Below are 21002 nucleotides of genomic sequence, written 5' to 3'. Positions count from 1 at the left end.
GGACCCTTCTTATCGCTTTACGCGGAAGAAGGGCCCCTTCCCAACCGCCGGAGGCGCTCGCGGCGCGGGCTAGCCGACCGCGGGCACGTAACGGCGGATCACGTGGAGCAGGTCGTCGAGGTTCGCCTCGAACTCGGCGTCCCAGTCGGCGGGCCGGGCCAGCACCTCGGCCAGCTCGCGGTGCGCGGGGGCGTCCTCGCCGAGCGAGCGGCCCCGGTCCCACCGGTCGGGGCTCGGGCTGAACCGTCCGCTGACCTCGCCCTCGGCGAAGCCGAGCACGGCGGTGGACAGCAGCCGCTCCAGCCGGGGCACGCGCTGGGGCGGGACGCCGGCCTCCAGCAGGGCGGCGTAGAGGCCGTCGACGAGCCGTACCGCGTCGGGGGTGACCGAGGCGCGGTCCAGCAGCAGGCGGAACGTCTCCGGGTGGCGCCGGGCCAGCCCGCGCACGGCGCGGGCCGTGGCCCGCAGCCGGTCCTCCCAGCCGCCGCCGCTGCGCGCGGCGGGCAGCAGCTGGGCCAGCAGCAGGTCGACCAGGCCGTCGAGCAGCGCGTCCTTGCTGCCCACATGGGGGTACAGCGCCATCGGCGTCACGCCGACGCGGGCGGCCATGGCGCGCATCGACAGCGCGGCCAGCCCCTTCTCCTCGGCCAGCGCCAGCGCGGCGGCGAGGATCTCGCGGCGGCGCCCGTTCTCGACACCCTGTTCCGGCATGATCTACAGTGTAGATATATACGGTGTAGATCACAAAGGAGGAAGGGCATGCTCATCGCGTACGACCTGCGCAAGCGCTACGGCGCCAGCGCCGCCCTCGACGGCTTCGACCTCACCGTCGCGGCTGGCGAGATCTGCGGTCTGATCGGCCACAACGGCGCCGGCAAGAGCACCTTCGTCGAGATCGTCACCGGCCTGACCCGCCCGGACTCCGGCACCGTCACCATCGGCGGACTTCCACCCGCGCGCGGCCGCCATCTCGTCGGCGTCGCACCCCAGGAGATCGCGCTGTACGTCTCCGTCACCGTCGAACGCAACCTGCGCCTGTTCGGCGGACTGGCCGGCCTGCGCGGCCCGCGCCTGCGCACCGCCGTCGCCGACACCGCAGCCGCGCTCGGCCTGACCGACGTGCTCGGCCGCCCCGTCGGAGTGCTGTCGGGCGGCCAGCGCCGCCGCGCCCAGGCCGCCGCGGCGATGCTGCACCGGCCGCCGCTGCTGCTGCTCGACGAGCCCAGCACCGGCGCCGACCCGCTCACCCGAGCCGCCCTGCTCACCCTGGTACGCGAGCACGCCGCCAACGGCGCCGCCGTCGTCTACACCACCCACTACCTGCCCGAACTCGCCGAGCTGCGGGCCACCCTGGCCGTCGCCGCACGCGGTCGGGTCATCGCCCGGGGCGGCCAGGACGAGCTGCTCACCGGCCACGACACCCTCGACGGCCTGTACCGGTCCCTGGCGGTGGACCATGAGTAGCGCGGTGCTGGTCCGGCACAACCTCGCCCTGCTCGCCGCCGAGCCCGGCGCGGTGATCAGCCGCATCGTGATGCCGCTGGCCGTCATCACCGTGCTGCGCCCGCTGTACACCGCCGCGATCGGCGCGCAGGGGACCGCGTACGCCGTGACCGGGGCGCTGGTGCTGTTCTCGCTGCTCGGGCTGTCGATCGTGGGCGGGTCCCTGCTCACCGAGCGCGCCTGGCACACCCTGGACCGGGTGCGCACCACCCCGGCCCGGCCGATCGAGATCCTGGTCGGCAAGGCGGTGCCGCTCGGCGGGGTGCTGCTGGCGCAGCAGGCGGTCGTGCTGTCGTACGGCGTGGTGGTCCTCGGGATGCGCGTCGCGCGACCCGACCTGCTCGCCCTGGCCGCACTGGCCTGGGCCGCCGCGCTGCTGGCACTCGGCGCGCTCGCGGCGATGCTGGTGCGCAGCCACAGCGAACTCGGCGCCGTCAACGACCTCGGCGCGCTGGTGCTGACCACGCTGGGCGGTGCGATGGTCCCGCTGTCCCTGCTGCCCGCCTGGGCCCGCGCGATCGCGCCCGCCTCACCCGGCTACTGGGCCATGCGCGCCATGCACGCGGCCGTCACCGGCGACACCAGCACCACGCTGACCAGCGCCGCCGTCCTCATCGGCGTCGCCGCGACCGCCGCCGCCCTCGCCGCCTGGCGCATGTCCCGCGGCTGGGGCCGCTCCCGCCTCCTCTGACCACCGCCCGACCCTCAAGACCACCCGAGCCCCGCGATGCGACCGAGCGCTCGAGGTGGTGCGTGCAGTTTCGGGGAAAGCGCAGGAATGGGCGCCAAGATTCCAGCACTTTCCCCGAAACTGCACGGTGATCTCGGCGCGCGGGTGGGGCGTGGTGCGGGCTGGGTCGGGTCAGAGGTAGCAGCCGGTGGCGGGTTCGGGGGTGTGCGGGACCAGGTCGCGGTCGCCGCGCTGGAGGGCGAAGAGTTCGGCCAGGGTGGCGCCGGAGGGGTTCAGGCCCACCGAGGTGCCGAGCCAGGCGCTGGCCTGGGCGAAGGGCAGCGGGCCGACCTCGATCTGGGCCAGGCAGCGGCCGGGGCGGACCACGGCCGGATGCAGGCGCGCCAGGGGTTCGTTGGTGGTCAGCCCGACCAGTACGTCGCGGCCCTGCGCGAGCAGCCCGTCGGTCAGGTTCAGCAGGCGCGACAGGGCCTGGCCGCTGGAGGCCTTGGCGGCCGAGGAGATCAGCTCGTCGCAGTCCTCGACCAGCAGCAGCCGCCAGCGCCGCTCCTCGTGCTCGTCGTCGCCGATCGCCACCTCCATCAGGTAGCTGGAGTCGTGGAACAGGTTCTCCGGGTCGAGTACGCAGTCGACCTGGCACCAGGACGACCACGCCTGCGCCAGCGCGCGCAGCGCCGTGGTCTTGCCCGTGCCGGGCACCCCGTGCAGCAGCAGCAGGCGGCCGGAGATCGAGTCCGGGGTGAGCGTCATGAGGCGCTCCAGCGACGCGGCGACCTCACCGGCGTAGTTGTCCCGGATCGCCGCCCAGGACGGCGTGGTGATCGGCCGGGTGCTGCGCTGCGCGCCGCGCTTGGCCGAGTGGTGCCAGAAGCCCATCGAGACGCTGTCGGTGCGCTCGGCGTGCTCGTCGCGGGCGCCGCGGGTCGCATCCTCGAGTATGCGCAGCGCCAGCTCCTCGCTGGTCGCGGTGACGGTCACCTCGGCGACGCCGCCGCGCCAGCGCGCCGCCCGCAGCGTCCAGCCGTCCCCGGCGGCCAGGTGGCTGCGCAGCCCGTCGTCGGTGGCCACGCGCAGGACATGGCCGTCGGCGGGCAGCAGCGGGGCGTCCTTGCGCACCTTCGGCAGGCGGGCGGTGTGCGCGTACGGCTGGTCGCCCGTGCTGAACGGGGCCAGGATCATCGCGTCGACGATGTCGCGCGGGGTGTCGGCGTCGTCGAGGGTGAGGTTCGTCGGCAGCTGCGACAAGATGCCCATACCAGCGATGATCTCGCAAGTGGACCCGTCGCCATAGCAGTTTTCGACGGCCCGCGCAGCCGCGCGCTCAAGAATTCACACGCCTAAGCGCGGCCAGGGTCCCCAGATCGCGAACGTCATCCCGCGTTCGGCCTGCACGTTGACGAACATGGTGTGCCCGTCGGGGCTGAACACCGCGCCCGCGAACTCGTCGCGGTGCCGTGGATCACCCACGCTGCTCACGATGCGGTTGAGCGCGATGTCGAGCAGCCGCCCGTCGCGCGTCAGCCCGCGTACGTAGTTGTTGTGCGCGCCGTCCTCGCACAGGATCAGCGTGCCCGCCGAGCTGGCGGTGATGTTGTCGGGGAAGTCCAGCCCGTCGTGGTGCGGGGCCTGGAACACCAGCCGAAGCACCTGCTCGCGCGGCTGGTACGCCCAGATCTGCCCGCGCCCGTTGCCGAAGCCGTCGGCCGCCGGGCCCGCGCTCTCCTCCGGCGCGCCGCCGCCCTGCGTGGAGGTGAAGTACACGGTGCCGTCGTGGTGGACCGAGCCCTCCAGGCGGGAGAACCAGGCGGCGCCGCGCTCGCGCGCCTGGTCGCCGACGTGGCACAGGGCCTCGTCGTTGCCCGTGGGCGCGGGCTCGCCCGGGGTGTACGGGAACGTCGGCGCCGGGTCGTCGATGTCGACCCACTCCACCGGGTAGACCGCGCCGGGCCGCTGCGCGGCCGCCAGGTTCGCCTCTCGCCGCCCCGCCACGCGCAGCGCCTGCAGCCGCCCGCCGTCGGCCAGCCCCGGCCGCCCCGTGCCCGCCTCGGCGTAGACCCGCTCCGGCGGCAGGTAGCGGTAGAAGCAGCTGGCGTACTTGAAGTTGTCCTCGGTCAGGTAGAGCACGCCCTCGCGCGGGTCGTACGCCACCGACTCGTGCGAGAAGCGGCCCGCCGCCGTGATCGGCTCGGCGGCCGACCGGCCCTGCCGGGGCACCTCGAAGATGAACCCGTGCCGCTGCGTGAGCGCGATGTTGGGCGCCCCGCTGTAGTCGGGCGCCACGTCCGGGCCGTTGACCGTCTCCTCGCAGCTGATCCAGGCACCCCACGGCATCCGGCCGCCGCAGCAGTTGCTCGCCGTGCCGCTGAGGCTCGCGTACGACCGGAGCACCTCGCCGTAGCGGGTGACCTGGACCGTGCTGGTGCCGCCCGCGCCCATCGGGTCGTAGGCCGCCGCGGCCGGCCCGAACGCCGGGCCGGGCTCCTTGATCTCATGGTTGCGGATGAGCACCGTGCTGCCGTCGGGGCCGGGGAAGGCCGCCATCCCGTCCGGGCGCCCCGGCAGCAGGGTGCCGTCGTCGAGCTCGACCGGCTGCTCGGTGTCGTGGAACGAGCGGTATGCGAACCCGTCCGGCAGCCACAGCCGCACCCGCCCGTCACGCTGGTCGGCGGTCGCCGCCAGCCGGGTCCGGCGCGGACTGGTCCGCTCGGACAGGAAGCCCGCGAACGGCCCGGCCGCGCCCACCGCGCCCACCGCCGCCCCGCGCAGCAGCGTACGCCGGTTGATGTCCACCATCACCGCCCCCGGGTCGGGTACAGGACTACGAGAGGTGGAACGAGCGAGCTCCGCCCTGATCACGGCGGTGTGACGGGAACCGCCGGCTCAGCGCGGCAGCCGGTCCAGCACCTTCGCCGCGCACGCCGACAGCACCTGCGCCGAGTCGAAGCCCAGGCTCTCGATCGCGACCAGCGCCGAGATCGCCACGTCGGCGAGCTCGTCGGCCACCTCGCGGGGCGTGTGCGTGACACCCTTGCGCGGGTTCTGGCCGGTCACCCCGATCCAGGCGCGGGCCGCCTCGCCCGCCTCCTCGGTCACCTTCAGGATGCGCATCGTCTGCTGCTGCGGCCCGTTGCCGTGGTGCTGGTTCAGCCAGCGCACCGCCGCGGCCACCGCCGCCCTGCTCGTCTCGTCCACGCCGCCACCCTAAGCGGTGCCGTCGCAGCGCCGACGCTGTCGTACCCCGGCGCCGCCGTACCCCTCGGCGCCGTCGTGCCCCTGGGCGCTGTCGTGCCCCTGGGCGCTGTCGTGCCCCGGGCGCTGTCGTGCCCCGGGCGCTGTCGTACCCCGGGCCTACCGTGCGGGCATGAGCCTGGACCTGAGTCTGCCCACCGCGCTGCTGGCCGACGCGGCCGCCCGGCTGCTGCGCCTGCTGCCGGTGCGGGCGATCCGCCCGGGGCTGGCCGGGGTGCTGCTGCGCGGCGCCGGGAACCGGCTGGAGCTGCACGCCACCGACGGCGAGGCCGCCGCGAGCGTGACCCTGCCCGCGCTGGTCCACACCGACGGCGAGGCGGTGCTGTCGCGCCGCGCGCTGGCCGACACCCTGGCCCACCTGGACGCGCCGCAGCTGCGGGTCGTGGTCAAGGGCAGCCGGGTCGCCCTGCGTACGCCGGGAGCACGGTTCGCCCTGCCCCGGCTCGAACCGGCCCCCGCCGCGGCGGCCGACGTCCCGCCCGCACTGGGCACGGTGCCCGGCGCCGCCTTCGCCGCGGCTGCCGCCGCCGTGGCCGCGGCCGCCTCCCGCGAGGAGGCGCTGCCCCTGTTCACCGGCGTGCGGCTGCGCTCCGCCGACGGGCGGCTGTCCCTGCTGGCCACCGACCGCTTCCGCCTCGCCGCCGCCGAACTGCCCTGGCAGCCCGCCCCGGCCGCCACCCGCCCGGTCCCTGCCGAGGCGGTCCCCGGCGGGCTGGACGTGCTGGTGCCCGCGACGCTGCTGGCCGAGGTGACCCGGCTCTGCGCCACGGCCGACACGGTCACGCTGCACGGCGGTGACGGCCGCTGCGCGCTGTCCTGGCCCGGCTGGACCGTGACCGCGCCGTCCCTGGCCGCCGGATTCCCCGACGCTCAGCTGCGGCGGCTGCTCGAAGCCGAACCGGCCGCCGAGGCCGTCGTCGACGCCGACGAGCTCACCCAGGCCGTCCGCCGCGCCGCCCTGTACGCCGGCCCCACCGGCGCGGTCAGCCTCGACCTGGCCGACGGGCAGCTGCGCGTGCAGGGCCGCGACGCGCAGGCCGGTGAGTCCGAGGAGACGCTCAAGGCCGACACGTCCGGCGACTGGCTGACCCGGCACTACCAGTCCCGCTTCCTGCTCGACGCGCTGCGCCCGTTCGCGGGCGGCCCGGTGCGCCTGAGCCTTCAGCCCGCCCTGCGCCCGACCGTCTTCACCGCCCCCACCCCCGCCCCCGATCTCCGCTACCTGGTCGTCCCCCTCCGCCGCGACCCCGCCTCGTAAGGAAGGGCCCCTTCTTATCGCTTTCCGAGGTAGCAGGGCCCCTGCTTCACTCGGGCAGCGGGTTCAGACGGTGGGTGCGGTGCCGGCGGCGCGCAGTTCGACGGCCAGGTCGACCAGCTCCGGATACCACGGGCCGTCGGACAGGAGCCGCTCGCGGGCCTCGGCGACCTCCACCGCGCGGACCTCGACGACCTGTTCGCCGTCGGCCGGATTGAGCGGCGCCGCCTCGACGCTGACGTCGGCGAAGCACCACAGCCAGGCCACGCGCGGGTGCGGATGGTACGGCCGGTACGGCTGCGGCAGGTCGGACAGGCACAGGTGCGCGCCGATCACGTGCAGCGGCCCGCGCAGTACCGCCCCGGCCTCCTCCAGCAGCTCGCGGGCGGCGCAGTCGACCAGCGGCTCGTCGGCCTCGCGGGTGCCGCCGGGCAGGAACCACACCGGGCGGGCGTCGCGGCACAGCACGATCCGGTCGCCGTCGAAGCCGACCACGTGCACCTTGGTGACCAGCTCATCCGGGGGACTGCCGGTGGAGAACTGCCCGTCCACGCTCGCCCAGTCCCAGCGCTGGGGTGCGAACAGCAGGGGGAATCGTTCGATCACCCCCGGCATCCTATCGGCGCCCCGCATTCCCTGCCCCGAGTGCCGATCTCCCGCCCGACCGTCGTGCAGTTTCGGGGAAACTGCAGGAATCGCGGCCAAGATTCGTGCACTTTCCCCGAAACTGCACCCTCGACCTCGCGGGGCGAGGGCGGGGCGGGCGGGGGCGCGGGCGGGGCGGGTCAGCGGGGGGCGTGGTCTTGTTCGGGGTCGGGTTCGGGGGTGGCGTCCGGGCGGCCGGCGACGAGTTCCTGGAGCCGGATCTTGGCGCGGATGGCGGGCCCCCGCAGTTGGCGCTCGCGCCATTGCGCCCGGGCCAGTTTCGACTCCGCCTTCGGCGTCTCGGCGAGGTAGCGCCAGCGGGCCCAGGGCGAGTGCGGCCGGGCCAGCCGGATCGCGCCGACGTACAGCAGCACGGGCACGAACAGGCCCAGCAGGCCGGTCCAGATCTTCCCCTTCAGCAGTGTGATCGCGCACAGGCCGAGGTGCAGCATGGCCCCGACGCCCGCGATGGCCCAGCCGACCGCACCCGGCCCCAGGGCGCGCGCCTGGATGAGGTCGTCGATGCCGACGGGCCGCAGCCCGAGCACGAGCAGGCCGGTGAGCGCGATGGCGACGAAGACGGCGTCGATGGAGGTTCGCCCGGCCTCGGACCAGTACACGTCGTCCAGGTGCAGGATCAGCGCGAACTCGTCGAGCACCAGGGCCGATCCGATGCCGAACAGCCCGGCGGCCAGCGACCGCCAGCCGACGAGGTCGTCCGGGATGGCCAGCCCGATCACGCCGCCGATCAGCATGAAGATCACGCCGAAGACGACGTGGTGGATGTGCATGCCGCCGGGGGTGACGTTGCCGGGCCACCACTTCACCTGGGCCCGGATCATGCGCACCGAGAACCGGATGAAGGCGAAACCGACGATGAAGCCGGAGAAGAAGCAGAACAGGGGCAACCGTCCCGTTTCCACGACCGTGCGGCGGAACCAGTCCGACACGGGCTACCCCCACTCGCGAGCTTTACTCGTATTCGCCATGTTAGGTCCATACCGGTGCCATATGTTCGAAGTTGACGCTGCTCAGGATCGAGGTGCCGGGTGGACGGACACGTGCACGGCGGTTGGCGCTCGAAGGTGCCGCACGTCTTCGCGCTGGTGCTGGGCGTGGTTGCGGCGATCAGCGCACTGGCCGCGTTCGGCGGGGCGGTGGGCAGCAGCACCCAGCCGATCCGCCGGCTGCTCGACGACGTGCTGATCCCGGTACCGGCCAACCTGGCGTACGCGGCGTTCATGGCGGTGCTCGCCGGTGCCACGGCCCGGCGCAAGCGGGTCGCCTGGTGGACCCTGATCGTGTACTTCGTGCTCGACGCCGTGGCCAGCGTGCTGGCGCTGGGCCTGATCGCCTTCCTGCCCGACGCGAAGCTGGTCGACGACGCGGGCAAGCCGCTGTTCAGCGGCTGGGGGCGGGTCGCCACCGCGATCAGCGTCGGCATCGCCGTGGCGGCGCTGATCGTGCTGCTCCTGGCCAGGCGCGAGTTCTACGCCCGGGTGCGCAAGGGCGCGTTCTGGCGCGCGCTGCTGGTCTTCGCCGGTGTCGCGGCGGTCGGGATCGGGCTGGGCTACAGCCTGGTCGCGGCCTTCCCGGGCACGCTGCAGGGGTTCCAGGAGCAGCTCACGTACGCGGCGGAGAAGGTGCTCGGCGGCGCGTTCGCCTTCGACGTGACCCGCGACGGCGAGGCCTCCGGCGCGGTCAACCTGATCCTGGGCCTGTTCGGCGCGATCGCGGTCTTCGCGGGCCTGTTCACGCTGCTGCGCTCGCAGGAGGTCGCCTCCGTGCTGGGGCCGGAGGAGGAGACCCAGGTCCGCGGCCTGCTGGACCGGTACGGCGAGCGCGACTCGCTGGGCTACTTCGCCACCCGGCGGGACAAGGCGGCGATCTTCGCGCCCAGCGGCAAGGCGGCCGTCACCTACCGCGCCGTCAACGGCGTGAGCCTGGCCAGCGGCGATCCGATCGGCGACCCGGAGGCGTGGGACAAGGCCATCGGGGCGTGGCTGTCGCAGGCGCGCGGCTACGGCTGGTCGGCGGCGGCGATGGGCGCCAGCGAGGAGGGCGCCACCGCGTACCACCGGGCCGGGCTGAAGGTGATGGAGCTGGGCGACGAGGCGATCCTGTACGCCGACCAGTTCGCGCTCGACGGCCGGGAGATGCGCGGCGTACGCCAGGCCGTCAACCGGGTCGAGCGCTCCGGCTACACCGCGCAGGTGCGCCGCCACGCCGACATCCCGCTCGACGAGATGCGCGAGCTGGCGAACCTCGCCACGAGCTGGCGCGACACCGACAGCGAGCGCGGCTTCTCGATGGCGCTGGGCCGTCTGGGCGACCCGAACGACAGCCGCTGCGTGCTGGTGGAGGCCCTGGACGGCGACGGCAGGGTGGTGTCGCTGCTGTCGTTCAGCCCCTGGGGCCGGCGCGGGCTGTCGCTGGACCTGATGCGCCGGGACAAGCACGCCGAGAACGGGGCGATGGAGTTCATGGTCGCCTCGCTGATGGGCGCCTGCAACCGGCTCGGCGTGGACCGGGTGTCGCTGAACTTCGCCGCGTTCCGGTCGGTGTTCGAGGAGGGCGCCCGCATCGGCGCCGGGCCGGTGCTGCGGGCCTGGCGGCGGCTGCTGCTGTTCTTCTCGCGCTGGTGGCAGCTGGAGTCGCTGTACCGCTCCAACGCCAAGTACAACCCGACCTGGGTGCCCCGCTTCCTGTGCTTCGGCGAGCGGCGGGAGCTGGCCAAGGTCGGCCTGGCCTCGATGATCGCCGAGGGCTTCGTGACCGTGCCGGGCACGCCGGTCGCGGCGCTGGACGCCACCGGGGTGGCGCCGCTGGCCGGGCTGCCGGTCGCCGCGCAGGAGGCGGCGTCCGGGCACGAGGCGGGCGACGAGGTCAGCGAGCAGATGGGGGTACGGCTGGCGAAGCTCGAACGGCTGCGCGCCGAGGGCGTCGACCCGTACCCGGTCGGCTTCAAACCCACCGCGAGCTGCGCCGAGGTCGCGGCCCGGCACCCCGGCCTGCCCCCGGACACGCACACCGGCGACCTCGTCAGCGTGGCCGGACGCCTGATGCTGCTGCGCGACCACGGCAGGGTCGCCTTCGCGACCGTCCGCGACTGGAGCGGCGACCTGCAGCTCATGCTGGACAAGGGCATCGAGGACTGGACCGCGGCGGTCGACATCGGCGACCAGATCGGCGCGACCGGCGAGGTGCTCACCACCCGGCGCGGCGAGCTGTCCGTGCACGTGGACTCGTGGCTGATCACCGGCAAGTGCCTGCGCCCGCTGCCGGACAAGCACAGCGGCCTGACCGACCCCGAGGCCAGGGTGCGCCAGCGCTACCTGGACCTGATCACCAACAGCGGCGCCCGCGACCTGCTGCGCGCCCGTAGCGCGGCCGTGCACAGCCTGCGCGAGTCGTTCACGGCACGGGGCTTCATCGAGGTGGAGACGCCGATCCTGCAGCGGATCCACGGCGGCGCCAACGCCCGCCCGTTCACCACCCACATCAACGCCTACGACCTGCGGCTGTACCTGCGTATCGCGCCGGAGCTGTACCTCAAGCGCCTCGCGGTCGGCGGCGTGGAGAAGGTGTTCGAGCTGGGGCGCACGTTCCGCAACGAGGGCGTGGACTACAAGCACAACCCCGAGTTCTCGATGCTGGAGGCCTACCAGGCGTACGCCGACTACGACTCGATGCTGGCGCTGACCCGGGAGGTGGTGCAGTCGGCCGCGACCGCCGCCAACGGCGAGTGCGTGATCATGCACGACGGCCAGGCGCACGACGTCTCCGGCGACTGGGCGGTGCGCACGGTCGACGAGGCGATCTCGGCGGCGCTGGGCGAGGAGGTCACCGCCGACACCGACGTGGTGATCCTGCGCAAGATGTGCGACGCGGCGAAGATCCCGTACGACCCCAAGTGGGGCCGGGGCGCCGTGGTGCTGGAGATGTACGAGCACCTGGTCGAGGGCAAGACGGTGCTGCCCACGTTCTACAAGGACTTCCCGACCGACGTGTCGCCGCTGACCCGCCAGCACCGCCGCGATCCGCGCCTGGCCGAGCGCTGGGACCTGGTCGCCTTCGGCACCGAGCTGGGCACGGCGTACTCGGAGCTGACCGATCCGGTGGAGCAGCGGCGGCGGCTGACCGAGCAGTCGCTGCTGGCCGCGGGCGGCGACCCGGAGGCGATGGAGCTGGACGAGGACTTCCTGCAGGCGCTGGAGTTCGCCATGCCGCCGACCGGCGGCCTCGGCATCGGCGTGGACCGCCTGGTCATGCTCCTCACCGGCCGCTCGATCCGCGAAACCCTTCCCTTCCCCCTCGTCCGCGCCTCCCACTGACCCCCCGTTCGTGGTCAGGATCGCTGGCCGAGTTGCCGGGCAATCGGGCGAAAGAGCGCCCCGAATACCCCGATTCCGGGCAACTTGACCAGCGGTCTTGGTGGGCCGCGACACCCGATCAACCGAAGCGGCAGAAGTTGCTGCAAGTTCAGTAATCTTTTGAAATGAAACAACATTCACGTGCGGCTTTCTTGCTATACCGGCGGGCATGGATATCGCCTTCGCCGTGGACGAGACGTACGCCGAGCACGCGCAGGTCGCGATGGAGTCCGTGCTGGAGTGCCACCCCGGCCGTGACGGCATCGTGTTCTGGCTGCTCACCACCGACGAGGTGGCCAAGACCCGCCGCGGCCACCTGGACCGCCAGCTCGACGGCCGCGCCGAGCTGCGCCTGCTCACCTGCGGCGACGAGTTCCGCAGCCTGCCCCTGGCCGAACCGGACTGGCTCGACTACCTGACCCCCGGCATGTACCTGCGCCTGCTCCTGCCCGACCTGGTCGGCGACGGGGCGCGGCGGCTGCTCTACCTCGACGCCGACACCGCGGTCTGCGGCGACCTCGCCCCGCTGTGGACGGTGCCGCTGGGTGGGGAGACGGTGCTCGCGGCGGTGCGCGACGCGTACAACGCCACCATGGACGCCCAGGGCGGCATCCCGGGTGCGGGGGCCGACGTGGACGGTCCGGCGCCGTACTTCAACTCCGGCATGCTGCTGATCGACCTGGCCGCCTGGCGCGCCCAGGACGTGACCCGGCGCTGCCTGGACTACCTGACCGCCAACGCGCCCCGGCTGCGCTTCCCGGACCAGGACGCGCTCAACCTGGTGACCGCCGGACGCTGGCTGCGGCTGCCGCACCGGTGGAACCACATGCGCAGCTACGACATCGAACCCGGACCGGACGCGCCGTGGCCCGACACCGACGTGCGGATCATGCACTTCGCGGGCCGGCGCAAGCCCTGGGTTGAGGGGTTCCGCCCCGGGCACCGGCTGGCCCGGTACCGGCGGCTGGCGGCGGCTGTGGCCGCGTACGCCTGACAGCTCTCCGTCCGATCAGGCCTGCCCCATTTAGACTGTTTGCTATGGTATGCAGATAGACGCCGGTGGAGGGCTGCCATGAGCGGCGGAGCGAGACCCGGGAAGGCAGGCCGAGGAGTGCCGGCCGCGCTGGCTCTGGTCGCCGCGGTGCTCGGCGCCGGATTCCTGCTCGGACGGGTCAGCGGCGGGCTCGGGGCGACCCGGGCCTGGCTCACCGGGGCGAGTCCGGGGGTACACGGTGAGAACGTCGCCGAGGTCGGTGGGCGCCCGGCCGCGCTGGCGCCGCTGCCGCCCCGGGCCGAGCCGGTCACCGGGCCGGGTCGCCCGCCGCTGGCCCCGCAGCGCTTCGGCCCGGCCGGCAGCCGCTACACCACCGGCACCCCGGAGGTGGCGCTGACCTTCGACGACGGGCCGGATCCCACCTGGACCCCGATCGTGGTGGCGCTGCTGCACGAGTACCGGGTCAAGGCGACGTTCTGCCTGATCGGCGCCAACGTGGTGAAGTATCCGCAGCTGGTGCGCGACATCGCGGCCGAGGGCCATACGCTGTGCAACCACAGCTGGTCCCACGACCTGAAGCTGGGGCGGCGCGAACCCCGCGACATCCTGGCCGACCTGCGGCGCACCAACCGTGCCATCCAGGCCGCCGTACCGGGTGCGCGGGTCTCGTACTTCCGGCAGCCCGGCGGGGAGTGGACCGAAGCGGCGGTCGCGGCCGCCCGCAGGCTGGGCATGACCGCGCTGCACTGGCAGGTCGACCCGAAGGACTGGGGGCTGCCGCTCAAACGGCCGGCCGAGATCGCGGCCCTGGTCGACTCGGCCACCCGCGACGGCTCGATCGTGCTGCTGCACGACGGCGGCGGGGACCGGGGCGGCACGGCGATGGCGCTGCGCACCATCCTGCCGCGCCTGCTGGCCAGATTCCACCTGGCGGCGCTGCCCCCGGGTGTGGACCCGCCCCGCCGGTACGGCCTGGACCGGCCCGAGCACCCGGGGCAGCGCTAGGAGTGGACTACCGGTTCAGCGCGTCGACGACCTGCTGCGCCCGCCACTCGTGCTTGGCGTACGCGTACGGGAAGCCGGAGATCTGCACCGCCTGGACCGCGTCGGTCAGCGCCATGTTCTGCCAGCCGTACACGTTGACCAGCGCCTTGTAGAACTGGGTCGCGGCGTACTTCGGCTGCATCAGGTCGCGCACCGCGCCCCAGCCGGAGCTGGGCCGCTGCTGGAACAGGCCGACCGAGTCGTGGTCGGAGCCCTGGCCCTCGTCGGTGTACCGGTACGACTCCGGCAGCACCGTGCTGGCCAGGTTGTACAGGTTGCTCTCCTGCATCGAGCAGGCCACGGCCAGCACCATCGCCCGCTCGGGCAGCTTCATCGCCTGGGCGGCCTGCACGATCGCCTGCGCGTTGCGCATCTGGGTCAGGTCGAGCCCGGCCACCGGCGCCAGCACCACCTGCACCGGCTTGGGCTTCGCGACGGCCTTCGGCTTCGGCTTGGCGACGGCCTTCGGCTTCGCCACGCTCTTGGGCTTGGTGACCGCCTTCGGCTCGGCCACGGCCTTCGGCTTGGCGACCGCCTTCGGCTTCGTCACCTCCTTCGGCTTGGCCACCTCCTTCGGCTTGGCGGCCAGGGCGACCGCGCCCTTGGGGGCCAGCGTCGCGATCTCGGCGGCCATGCGCTCGATCCGGTCGAACGAGCGGGACGCCGCCTTCTCGGCGCCGTCGCGGCTGTCGCGGCTCTCTCGGCCGGTCGCGGCGCGCAGGGCCACGGCGGCCGCCGCGGCATGGTCGGGCTCCGTGGTGTCGGCACCACCGGCGACGACGCCGCCCAGCGCGGCCGCGCCCAGCACGCCGGCCAGGCCGGTGACGGCCAGCGCGCGCCGGGGGTCGACCGCCTTCAGGCGGACCAGCAGAGCCTTGACGGATTCGGTACGGGGGTTCTGGCGGGCGACCACGGGGGAGTGGTCGGTCCCGCACTGCTCGTGTGCTTCATTGCCACGCATTCGGCGATCGTAGAAAAGAGTCTTGCCAGTGCCCAGCTGGGAATAGTGACGGAGTTCACTATCACGCGCGGCGAAGCCCCTGGTAAGGGCCGTCTTCGGTTCGTCCGGCCGAGGCTCGACTAGTACGTTCGGCCGAGGTCGGCGCCCTCGGCCCGCGGCGCCGCTACGCGCTGATTGGTCAGGATGAGCTGCGGTTTCCGCCCGGCCGCGACGATCATCGCCAGTCGTCCCGCCCCGACCCCTGGTGCCCGATAGCGTGGGAACGGCGCTGGCGGCTCGGCGGAACGGAGGACGGCGACGGTGGACTGGAACCTGCTGGCCTGCAGCCGACACCACCTCACGTACGCGCCGGACGAGCCGGAGCTGCGCGCACACCTGCACGTTTCCACCCCGGCCGGCCCCGCCTGGCGCTGCCTGCGCTGCGGCGACTTCGTGCTCGGCCGACCGCGCGCGAGCGGGCCCGCCGACGACGCGCCCGTCCCGATGCGCGGGCAGCTGCTGCGCGACGCGGTGATCCTGCGGCTGCTGGCCGTCGAGCGGTTCCTGCGCGGCCTGCTGCTGGTGCTCGCGGGCTGGGCCGTGCTCCGCTTCCGCAGCCACCAGGGCCAGGTGCGAACCCAGTTCGACACCACCCTCCCGCTGCTGCAGCCGCTCGCCGACCGGCTGCACTGGAACCTGCGCGATTCCCCGCTGCTGCACCTCGTCGAGCGCGCCCTGGCCACCGAGCCCCGGACCCTGACGCTGGTCGCCGCCGCGCTGTTCGGCTACGGCGCGCTGCAGCTGGTCGAGGGCGTCGGCCTGTGGCTGCTCGAACGCTGGGGCGAGTACCTGGCCGCCGTGGCGACCTCCCTGTTCATCCCGCTCGAGGTGTACGAGCTGAGTGAGCGGGTCACCTGGGTGCGCGTCACGGCCCTGCTGATCAACATCGGTGCGGTGGTCTTCCTCGTCTACCGCAAGCGCCTGTTCGGCGTACGCGGGGGCCGCGCCGCCGCCGAGGCCGAGCACCACCACGAGAGCCTGCTCCAGCTCGCCCGCGCCGCCGGCGGTGCCGCCGCACGCGAAGAGCCCGCCTGACCAAGCAGGCGGGCTCCGGCCATGCTGCCGCGGCGCGCTAGTGGGCGCCGCCCATGAACTTGCCGATCATCTGCTGCATCTGCTGCGGGTCCGGCATCTGGCCGTTCGGCGTGGCCTGGTCGATCAGGCCGGGCAGCACCTTGGCCAGGTCGTCGGCCGCCTGGCGCGGCGTCGTGCCCGCGTCGGCGGCGGCCTGCTCGAGCATGCCGCCGCCGAGCGCCTGCTGCAGCTGCGCGCCGGTGACGGGCTCGTTCTGACCGGTACCGACCCACGACTGGGCCTGCTGGCCCAGCCCGGCCTTGTCCAACTGGTCCATCAGGCCGGCCATGTTCGGCGCGCCGCCCTTGCCGCCGCTCAGCTGACCCAGCAGACCCTGGACCAACTTCTGCACGGTCGGGTCGCTCATCAGCTTCATGATCTGGTTGAGGTCGACTGCCATTTCCCCGTTACCCCCGTTTCGGTGAGCTGGCGCTCTTCCCCGACCTTAGGTGGTCGGCCCCGCATACGCGGTGAAAGCGGTGAAACGGCCATACCGCATGGGGTTGCTGATCCACAATGTGCCGCATGACGGATTACACCGACCAAGAGCGCCAGACCCTGCGTACCGCCGCCTTCGGCGCCATGTACCTGGTCTCCAGCGCCGACCCGGGCTTCTTCGCCAGTTTCAAGGAGAGCATCGCCGGAGCCAAGGCCCTGGCCAACACCTCGACCGAGCTGCGTGACGTGCTCAAGACCGGCGGCCTGCCGGAGCTGCCCAAGGGCTCGTCCGGCGAGATGGAGTCCGGGGTGCTCAGCGCGCTGCAGCAGTCCGCCTCGATCCTGCAGTCCAAGAACCCGCAGGAGCTGGCCGAGTTCCGCAACGTGATCAGCGCCGCCTGCGACCAGGTCGCCAACGCCTCCGGCGGGGTCAAGGAGACCGAGACCGCCGCCATCGCCAAGGTCAAGGCCGCGATCGGCGCCTGATCGCTCAATGGCGCATGATCGCTCATGTTGCCGGGCAATCGGGCGTATCCTGGGGCACTCTTCCCACGACTGCCCGGCAACTTGACCGATCTTGAGGGCGGCGCGGCGCGGGACGGGGCGGGTCAGGCGGGGAGCGGGTGGTAGAGGTCGCGGGCGTGGTCGGCCACGGCGGCGCCGGTGAACGTCGCCTCGATCGGCAGCACGTCCAGGCACAGCCGGATCGCGTCGGTCATCCGGACGAGCGGGACCCGCATCGACAGGGTGCAGTGCGGCACCCAGGCGCCGGGCTGGTAGAACGAGCCGGTCTCGATCCCGGCGGCGGTCAGCCGGGCGTGCACGGCCGCGTGGTGTGCCAGCAACTCCGCCGTCGGCACCGGGCCCAGCCACAGCACCCGGCCGAGGAACTGCCCGATGTGGTCGAAGGTCAGCCGCAGCGGCGGCGCGGCGGGCAGGTCGCCCAGCGCGTCCTGCACCGCCGGGCCGTCCAGCACCTCCGCGCTGGTGATCGACAGGTGCGGCCGGTGCTTGCGGTGGGTCAGATCGCGCAGGCTCGGGATGCCCTCGTCCTCCAGCGCGCTCCACAGCTTGCGCAGGCGGAACGTGGTGGCCTGGTCGAAGTACAGCTCCAGCGCGGCAGTCATGATCGGGACCATATCCGGTACCGCCAAACGAATTAGCCGCCCACCGGCGCGTTCCCGGCGGGCGGCCGTCGTCAGTCCGGGTGCGCCGCCAGCAGCTCGCGCACCATGCGGGGCACCGCCGTGCCGATCGGCTCCCGCACCACCTCGTCGGCGACCCCGTCGTACGGCGTCGGCTGCGCGTTCACGATCGTCGTGAGCGCGCCCTCGGCCAGCGCCACCGCGCACATCGACGAGGCCGGCTGCACCGTCAGCGAGGTGCCGATCGCCCAGAAAACCTGGCACGCCTTGGCGATCGCGGCCGCGTCGGACAGCTTCTGGCCGTCCAGGTTCTCGCCGAACATGACCGTGCCCGCCTTGAGGATGCCGCCGCAGCTCAGGCAGCTCGGGTCGGGGTCGCCCGCCTCGACCCGGTCCAGCGCGTCGCGCATCGTGCCCTGCTCACCGCAGCCCATGCAGCGCACCGTGAACATGGTGCCGTGCAGCTCGATCACCTTGCGCGCGGAGAAACCCGCCTTCTGGTGCAGGCCGTCGATGTTCTGCGTGATGATCCGCACCGGGAACCCGGCCCGCTCCAGCTCCACCAGGGCCAGGTGGGCCGGGTTGGGCTGAGCCTGCCAGGCGGCGTTGTCGCGCCGGGCCAGCCACGACTTGCGGCGGACGGCCGGGTCGGCCAGGTAGTGCTCGTACGTGAACAGCTTCTCGGCGTCCGGGTCGCGCGTCCAGACCCCCTGCGGCCCCCGGAAGTCCGGAATACCGGAGTCGGTGGAGATCCCCGCCCCGGTGAGGATTGCGATCATCGGCTTACGCTCGGTCATCGCACCATGATTTCAGCCTGGGCAACTGCTTTCCGGGCCCGACCTGCCTCCGGGCACTGGCCCCGACCATCCTGCAGTTTCGGGGAAAGTGCAGGAATCGCGGCCAAGATTCGTGCACTTTCCCCGAAACTGCACCCCCGCGACGGGGCGCGGGGCGCGGGCGCGGGGCGTGGGGCAAGGGTGGTCAGCGGTCTGCGGCGGCGTTCGGGTGCGGGCGGCCGGTCAGGATCGGCCGGGCCTGCCGGAAGACTGTCCAGACGACTGCCAGCAGGGCCGTGCCGCAGACCGCGTGCAGGCCGAAGACGAGTTGCCCCGCCGTGCCGCTGCCGATGGCCCAGGCGACCTTGGCGACCACTACCTCGACCGTGGTCAGCACCGTGACCAGCAGCGTCGACAGGATGAGGCGGCGGGGTAGGCGGGCCGGCGCCGCGACCCCGGCCATGAGCAGCGGCAGTAGGAAGATCACGTATCCGAGCGCGTGGTGGGGTCGGTAGGCTGCGCGGTCGGGGTCGGTGCTGAACGCGCCGCTGGCCGCGAAGTAGAACTGCGCCACGACGACCAGCAGGAGCAGGGTCGCCAGCACGGCGAAGGTCTTGCGCACGGGAGGACTCCTTGGGCTCGACGGTTTATCACTCGGTGGTCCGACGACGCTCGTCCACCGGTTGTGAGGCGGGGTGCGCCACCTCACACTCCGTCGGCCGCAGCGCGGTGGCGCGGTGACGGCGCTGTCCGATGCGGACCTGCCCGGCGTCATGGGCGAGCGACGCCGGCTGATCAACATCGCGTACCGGCTGCTCGGGTCGCTGACCGACGCCGAGGACGCGGTGCAGGAGGCCTACGCGCGCTGGTACGCCATGTCGCCGGAGCAACGCGGGGCCATCAGGGCGCCCGGAGCCTGGCTGACGACGGTGGCCGGTCGGATCTGCCTCGACCTGCTCGGCTCGGCCCGCGCCCGGCGTGAGCGCTACGTGGGCGAATGGGTCCCCGAGCCGCTGCCCGCACCCGCCGAGTGGGCCGCCGCCGATCCGGCCGACCGCGTCACCCTCGACGAATCGGTCACCATGGCGTTCCTGGTCATGCTCGAATCGCTGACCCCCGCCGAGCGGGTCGCCTACGTGCTGCACGAGGTCTTCGGCTACTCGTTCGCCGAGGTGGCCGAGATCGTGGCCCGCACCCCGGCGGCCTGCCGCCAGCTCGCCACCTCGGCCCGCCGCCGCGTACGCGCCCTGCCCGCCGCCACGACTCCGGTCGCCGCCCAGGCGGGCATCGTCAGGCAGTTCAGGGTGGCCTGGGAGGCGGGGGACATCGCTGCTCTCATCGGGCTGCTCGACCCTCGGGCCACGGCGGTCGCGGACGGCGGCGGCGTGGTCAGCGCGGTGCCGGGCCCGGTCGTGGGCGCCGAGCAGATCGCGCGCTACGCCGTGGCCATCGCCGCGATGGCGCCCATGGTGATCATGGAGCGCTCGGTCAACGGCGTGCCGGGCCTGGTGGCGCAGCGGGACGGGGTCACCGTGCTGGTGATGGCGTTCGAGGTCGCCGACGACCGGATCAGGCGGATCTGGGGCGTACGCAACCCCGACAAGCTGCGGGGCTGGGGAGCAGACTAGGCGGCCTCGTGATCGATCGCGGATTCAGGTCGTTTCCTGGACTCCGACCCGGCCCGCTGGCCGCGAACGGCGATCTTCGGGCGCCGCGTGCCGGTGGTAATGGTGCTAGCGGCTTAAGGACAGGTCGAGCTGGGCGGTGGGGAACGGGGTCGCGTGCGCGCGGGGCTCGGTGTGCAGCGGCCAGTAGAAGTCGTTCATGACCGCGGCGGCCGGTGCGTGCCGCCGGACCAGCGCCTGCGCCCAGCCGGGCAGCTCGGGGCAGGGGAGTCCGGCGGCGCTGCGGCGTACCAGGTCGAAGCGCTCGGGCCAGGTCTCCAGCGGGCTCACCGCCTTGACCACGCTGTTGACCAGCTGCATCACCGCGTAGCCCAGGTCGTGGTCGCGGTGGGCGGCCAGGAACTCCCGCTCGGCGGCCGGCAGCTCGAACCGGGGTGAGGTGGCCAGCCCGAGGTCGCCGAAGTAGAGGTGCCGCCCGTCGGTGAGCACGTTGCGGAAGTGGTGGTCGAAGTGGATCAGCTCGCCGCCGAGCAGCGGCACCCGGAGCAGCAGCTCCCGCTCGACCATCGCGTACGCCGCCTCGGCGGCACCGGCGGCCACCCGCTCGTCCAGCCAGTCGGCCAGGTTCCACGGCAGGTGCTCCAGCAGCAGCACCACGCTCGCGGTCGAACCGGCCACCGCCGCGAGCCGCTGCCGGACCGCGTCCGAGCCGCCCCAGTACGCCACCGTCCGCTCGGGGTCGGCGTGCTCCTCGGGGGTGGTCTGCGGCGGCCGCCCGTCCAGCACCCGCCAGTGGTGCAGCAGCGGGACCGTGCCGCCCCGCCCGCCCAGCATGTGGCCGTTGGCCAGCTCGTGCGCGGCGACCTCCCGCCACACCCCGAACCCCGGCCCGGCTACGCCGTACTGGCAGGACAGCGGCAGGTCGAAGAGGTTGGCGGTGCTGCGCGTATGCCGCCGTTCCAGGTCGGTCAGCGGGATCCGCTTGGCGAAGACGGCTGTCCCGTCGAGGTCGAGCACCGTGTGCACGCCGCCGATGCCCTTGCCGAGCAGTGGGGTCTCCGCCAGCAGCCGGGTCAGCCGGGCGTCGCTGAGCAGCGCCGCCAAGGTGGAGGCGGCCGCGTGCCGGGCCAGCCGGGCCGGCAGCGACCGGTCGAGGGTGTCGAGCACGCCGCTCAGCCTAGGGGTCCGGC

The 21002-nt window shown here is 73.1% G+C and carries 21 protein-coding genes; 9 read left to right on the top strand and 12 right to left on the bottom strand.

The features are described 5' to 3' along the window. Nucleotides 1-69: 69 nt before the first annotated feature. The gene (locus QEZ54_RS15710; RefSeq protein WP_281305331.1) at nucleotides 70-711 is read right to left on the bottom strand and encodes a TetR/AcrR family transcriptional regulator; all 642 of its coding nucleotides are present in this window, start codon (nucleotides 709-711) and stop codon (nucleotides 70-72) included. 48 nt (nucleotides 712-759) lie between these two features. On the opposite strand from QEZ54_RS15710, the gene QEZ54_RS15705 reads away from it, so the two are divergent. Beyond that, nucleotides 760-1464, top strand: a complete 705-nt coding sequence (locus tag QEZ54_RS15705) for an ABC transporter ATP-binding protein (RefSeq protein WP_281305330.1) — start codon at nucleotides 760-762, stop codon at nucleotides 1462-1464. Then, nucleotides 1457-2194, top strand: a complete 738-nt coding sequence (locus tag QEZ54_RS15700; protein ID WP_281305329.1) for an ABC transporter permease — start codon at nucleotides 1457-1459, stop codon at nucleotides 2192-2194. The genes QEZ54_RS15705 and QEZ54_RS15700 overlap by 8 nt, the downstream gene beginning before the upstream one ends. A 171-nt stretch (nucleotides 2195-2365) precedes the next feature. Here QEZ54_RS15700 and QEZ54_RS15695 read toward each other — a convergent pair whose 3' ends face one another. From QEZ54_RS15695 to QEZ54_RS15685, 3 genes are all read right to left on the bottom strand, one after another. Next, nucleotides 2366-3448, bottom strand: coding sequence for a DUF5925 domain-containing protein (locus QEZ54_RS15695; RefSeq protein ID WP_281305328.1), 1083 nt, complete (start codon nucleotides 3446-3448; stop codon nucleotides 2366-2368). 75 nt (nucleotides 3449-3523) lie between these two features. Beyond that, nucleotides 3524-4987: an alkaline phosphatase PhoX gene (locus QEZ54_RS15690; protein WP_281305327.1), complete on the bottom strand. Its 1464-nt coding sequence runs from the start codon at nucleotides 4985-4987 to the stop codon at nucleotides 3524-3526. A gap of 87 nt (nucleotides 4988-5074) precedes the next feature. Next, complete coding sequence (locus QEZ54_RS15685; protein WP_281305326.1) at nucleotides 5075-5386, bottom strand: MazG-like family protein; 312 nt, start codon at nucleotides 5384-5386, stop codon at nucleotides 5075-5077. A gap of 169 nt (nucleotides 5387-5555) precedes the next feature. Between QEZ54_RS15685 and QEZ54_RS15680 the strand changes: the two genes are divergently transcribed. Further along, nucleotides 5556-6701, top strand: coding sequence for a DNA polymerase III subunit beta (locus QEZ54_RS15680; RefSeq protein WP_281305325.1), 1146 nt, complete (start codon nucleotides 5556-5558; stop codon nucleotides 6699-6701). 63 nt (nucleotides 6702-6764) lie between these two features. Here the strand turns inward: QEZ54_RS15680 and QEZ54_RS15675 are convergent, their stop codons facing one another. Both QEZ54_RS15675 and QEZ54_RS15670 read right to left on the bottom strand, forming a co-directional pair. Further along, a complete protein-coding gene (locus QEZ54_RS15675) occupies nucleotides 6765-7313 on the bottom strand; it encodes an NUDIX domain-containing protein (protein ID WP_281305324.1) in 549 nt (182 codons plus the stop codon). A 170-nt stretch (nucleotides 7314-7483) separates the two neighbouring features. Then, complete coding sequence (locus QEZ54_RS15670; RefSeq protein ID WP_281305323.1) at nucleotides 7484-8293, bottom strand: hypothetical protein; 810 nt, start codon at nucleotides 8291-8293, stop codon at nucleotides 7484-7486. A gap of 99 nt (nucleotides 8294-8392) precedes the next feature. Between QEZ54_RS15670 and lysX the strand changes: the two genes are divergently transcribed. The 3 genes from lysX to QEZ54_RS15655 all read left to right on the top strand — a co-directional run bounded on the left by lysX (nucleotide 8393) and on the right by QEZ54_RS15655 (nucleotide 13715). Further along, nucleotides 8393-11677: a bifunctional lysylphosphatidylglycerol synthetase/lysine--tRNA ligase LysX gene (gene lysX / locus QEZ54_RS15665; protein WP_281305322.1), complete on the top strand. Its 3285-nt coding sequence runs from the start codon at nucleotides 8393-8395 to the stop codon at nucleotides 11675-11677. A 208-nt stretch (nucleotides 11678-11885) separates the two neighbouring features. Then, nucleotides 11886-12710: a glycosyltransferase family 8 protein gene (locus QEZ54_RS15660; protein ID WP_281305321.1), complete on the top strand. Its 825-nt coding sequence runs from the start codon at nucleotides 11886-11888 to the stop codon at nucleotides 12708-12710. Nucleotides 12711-12827: 117 nt separating this feature from the next. Further along, on the top strand, nucleotides 12828-13715 hold the full coding sequence (locus QEZ54_RS15655) for a polysaccharide deacetylase family protein (RefSeq protein WP_281305320.1): 888 nt from the start codon (nucleotides 12828-12830) through the stop codon (nucleotides 13713-13715). Nucleotides 13716-13722: 7 nt separating this feature from the next. On the opposite strand, the gene QEZ54_RS15650 is transcribed toward QEZ54_RS15655, so the two are convergent. Then, complete coding sequence (locus tag QEZ54_RS15650; protein WP_281305319.1) at nucleotides 13723-14715, bottom strand: hypothetical protein; 993 nt, start codon at nucleotides 14713-14715, stop codon at nucleotides 13723-13725. 300 nt (nucleotides 14716-15015) lie between these two features. Here QEZ54_RS15650 and QEZ54_RS15645 point away from each other — a divergent pair, with 300 nt between their 5' ends. Then, on the top strand, nucleotides 15016-15789 hold the full coding sequence (locus tag QEZ54_RS15645; protein WP_281305318.1) for a DUF2127 domain-containing protein: 774 nt from the start codon (nucleotides 15016-15018) through the stop codon (nucleotides 15787-15789). 37 nt (nucleotides 15790-15826) lie between these two features. On the opposite strand, the gene QEZ54_RS15640 is transcribed toward QEZ54_RS15645, so the two are convergent. Continuing rightward, the gene (locus tag QEZ54_RS15640) at nucleotides 15827-16228 is read right to left on the bottom strand and encodes a YidB family protein (protein ID WP_281305317.1); all 402 of its coding nucleotides are present in this window, start codon (nucleotides 16226-16228) and stop codon (nucleotides 15827-15829) included. Between the two features lie 125 nt (nucleotides 16229-16353). Between QEZ54_RS15640 and QEZ54_RS15635 the strand changes: the two genes are divergently transcribed. Beyond that, nucleotides 16354-16752 carry a hypothetical protein gene (locus QEZ54_RS15635; RefSeq protein WP_281305316.1) on the top strand — a complete coding sequence of 133 codons (399 nt, stop codon included), beginning with the start codon at nucleotides 16354-16356 and terminating at the stop codon, nucleotides 16750-16752. A gap of 122 nt (nucleotides 16753-16874) precedes the next feature. On the opposite strand, the gene QEZ54_RS15630 is transcribed toward QEZ54_RS15635, so the two are convergent. The 3 genes from QEZ54_RS15630 to QEZ54_RS15620 form a co-directional block, all read right to left on the bottom strand. After that, on the bottom strand, nucleotides 16875-17393 hold the full coding sequence (locus QEZ54_RS15630) for a 2'-5' RNA ligase family protein (protein WP_281305315.1): 519 nt from the start codon (nucleotides 17391-17393) through the stop codon (nucleotides 16875-16877). Nucleotides 17394-17464: 71 nt separating this feature from the next. Then, nucleotides 17465-18208: a Sir2 family NAD-dependent protein deacetylase gene (locus QEZ54_RS15625; RefSeq protein WP_281305314.1), complete on the bottom strand. Its 744-nt coding sequence runs from the start codon at nucleotides 18206-18208 to the stop codon at nucleotides 17465-17467. Nucleotides 18209-18392: 184 nt separating this feature from the next. After that, the gene (locus QEZ54_RS15620; protein WP_281305313.1) at nucleotides 18393-18809 is read right to left on the bottom strand and encodes a DUF6220 domain-containing protein; all 417 of its coding nucleotides are present in this window, start codon (nucleotides 18807-18809) and stop codon (nucleotides 18393-18395) included. A 115-nt stretch (nucleotides 18810-18924) separates the two neighbouring features. Between QEZ54_RS15620 and sigJ the strand changes: the two genes are divergently transcribed. Next, the gene (sigJ, locus tag QEZ54_RS15615) at nucleotides 18925-19815 is read left to right on the top strand and encodes an RNA polymerase sigma factor SigJ (protein WP_281305312.1); all 891 of its coding nucleotides are present in this window, start codon (nucleotides 18925-18927) and stop codon (nucleotides 19813-19815) included. A 105-nt stretch (nucleotides 19816-19920) separates the two neighbouring features. Here the strand turns inward: sigJ and QEZ54_RS15610 are convergent, their stop codons facing one another. Next, complete coding sequence (locus tag QEZ54_RS15610; protein ID WP_281305311.1) at nucleotides 19921-20979, bottom strand: serine/threonine protein phosphatase; 1059 nt, start codon at nucleotides 20977-20979, stop codon at nucleotides 19921-19923. Nucleotides 20980-21002 lie beyond the last annotated feature (23 nt).

Source organism: Catellatospora sp. KI3 (genome assembly GCF_029948125.1).
Taxonomy (GTDB): Bacteria; Actinomycetota; Actinomycetes; order Mycobacteriales; family Micromonosporaceae; genus Catellatospora.
This window is presented reverse-complemented; position numbering and strand designations above follow the sequence as displayed.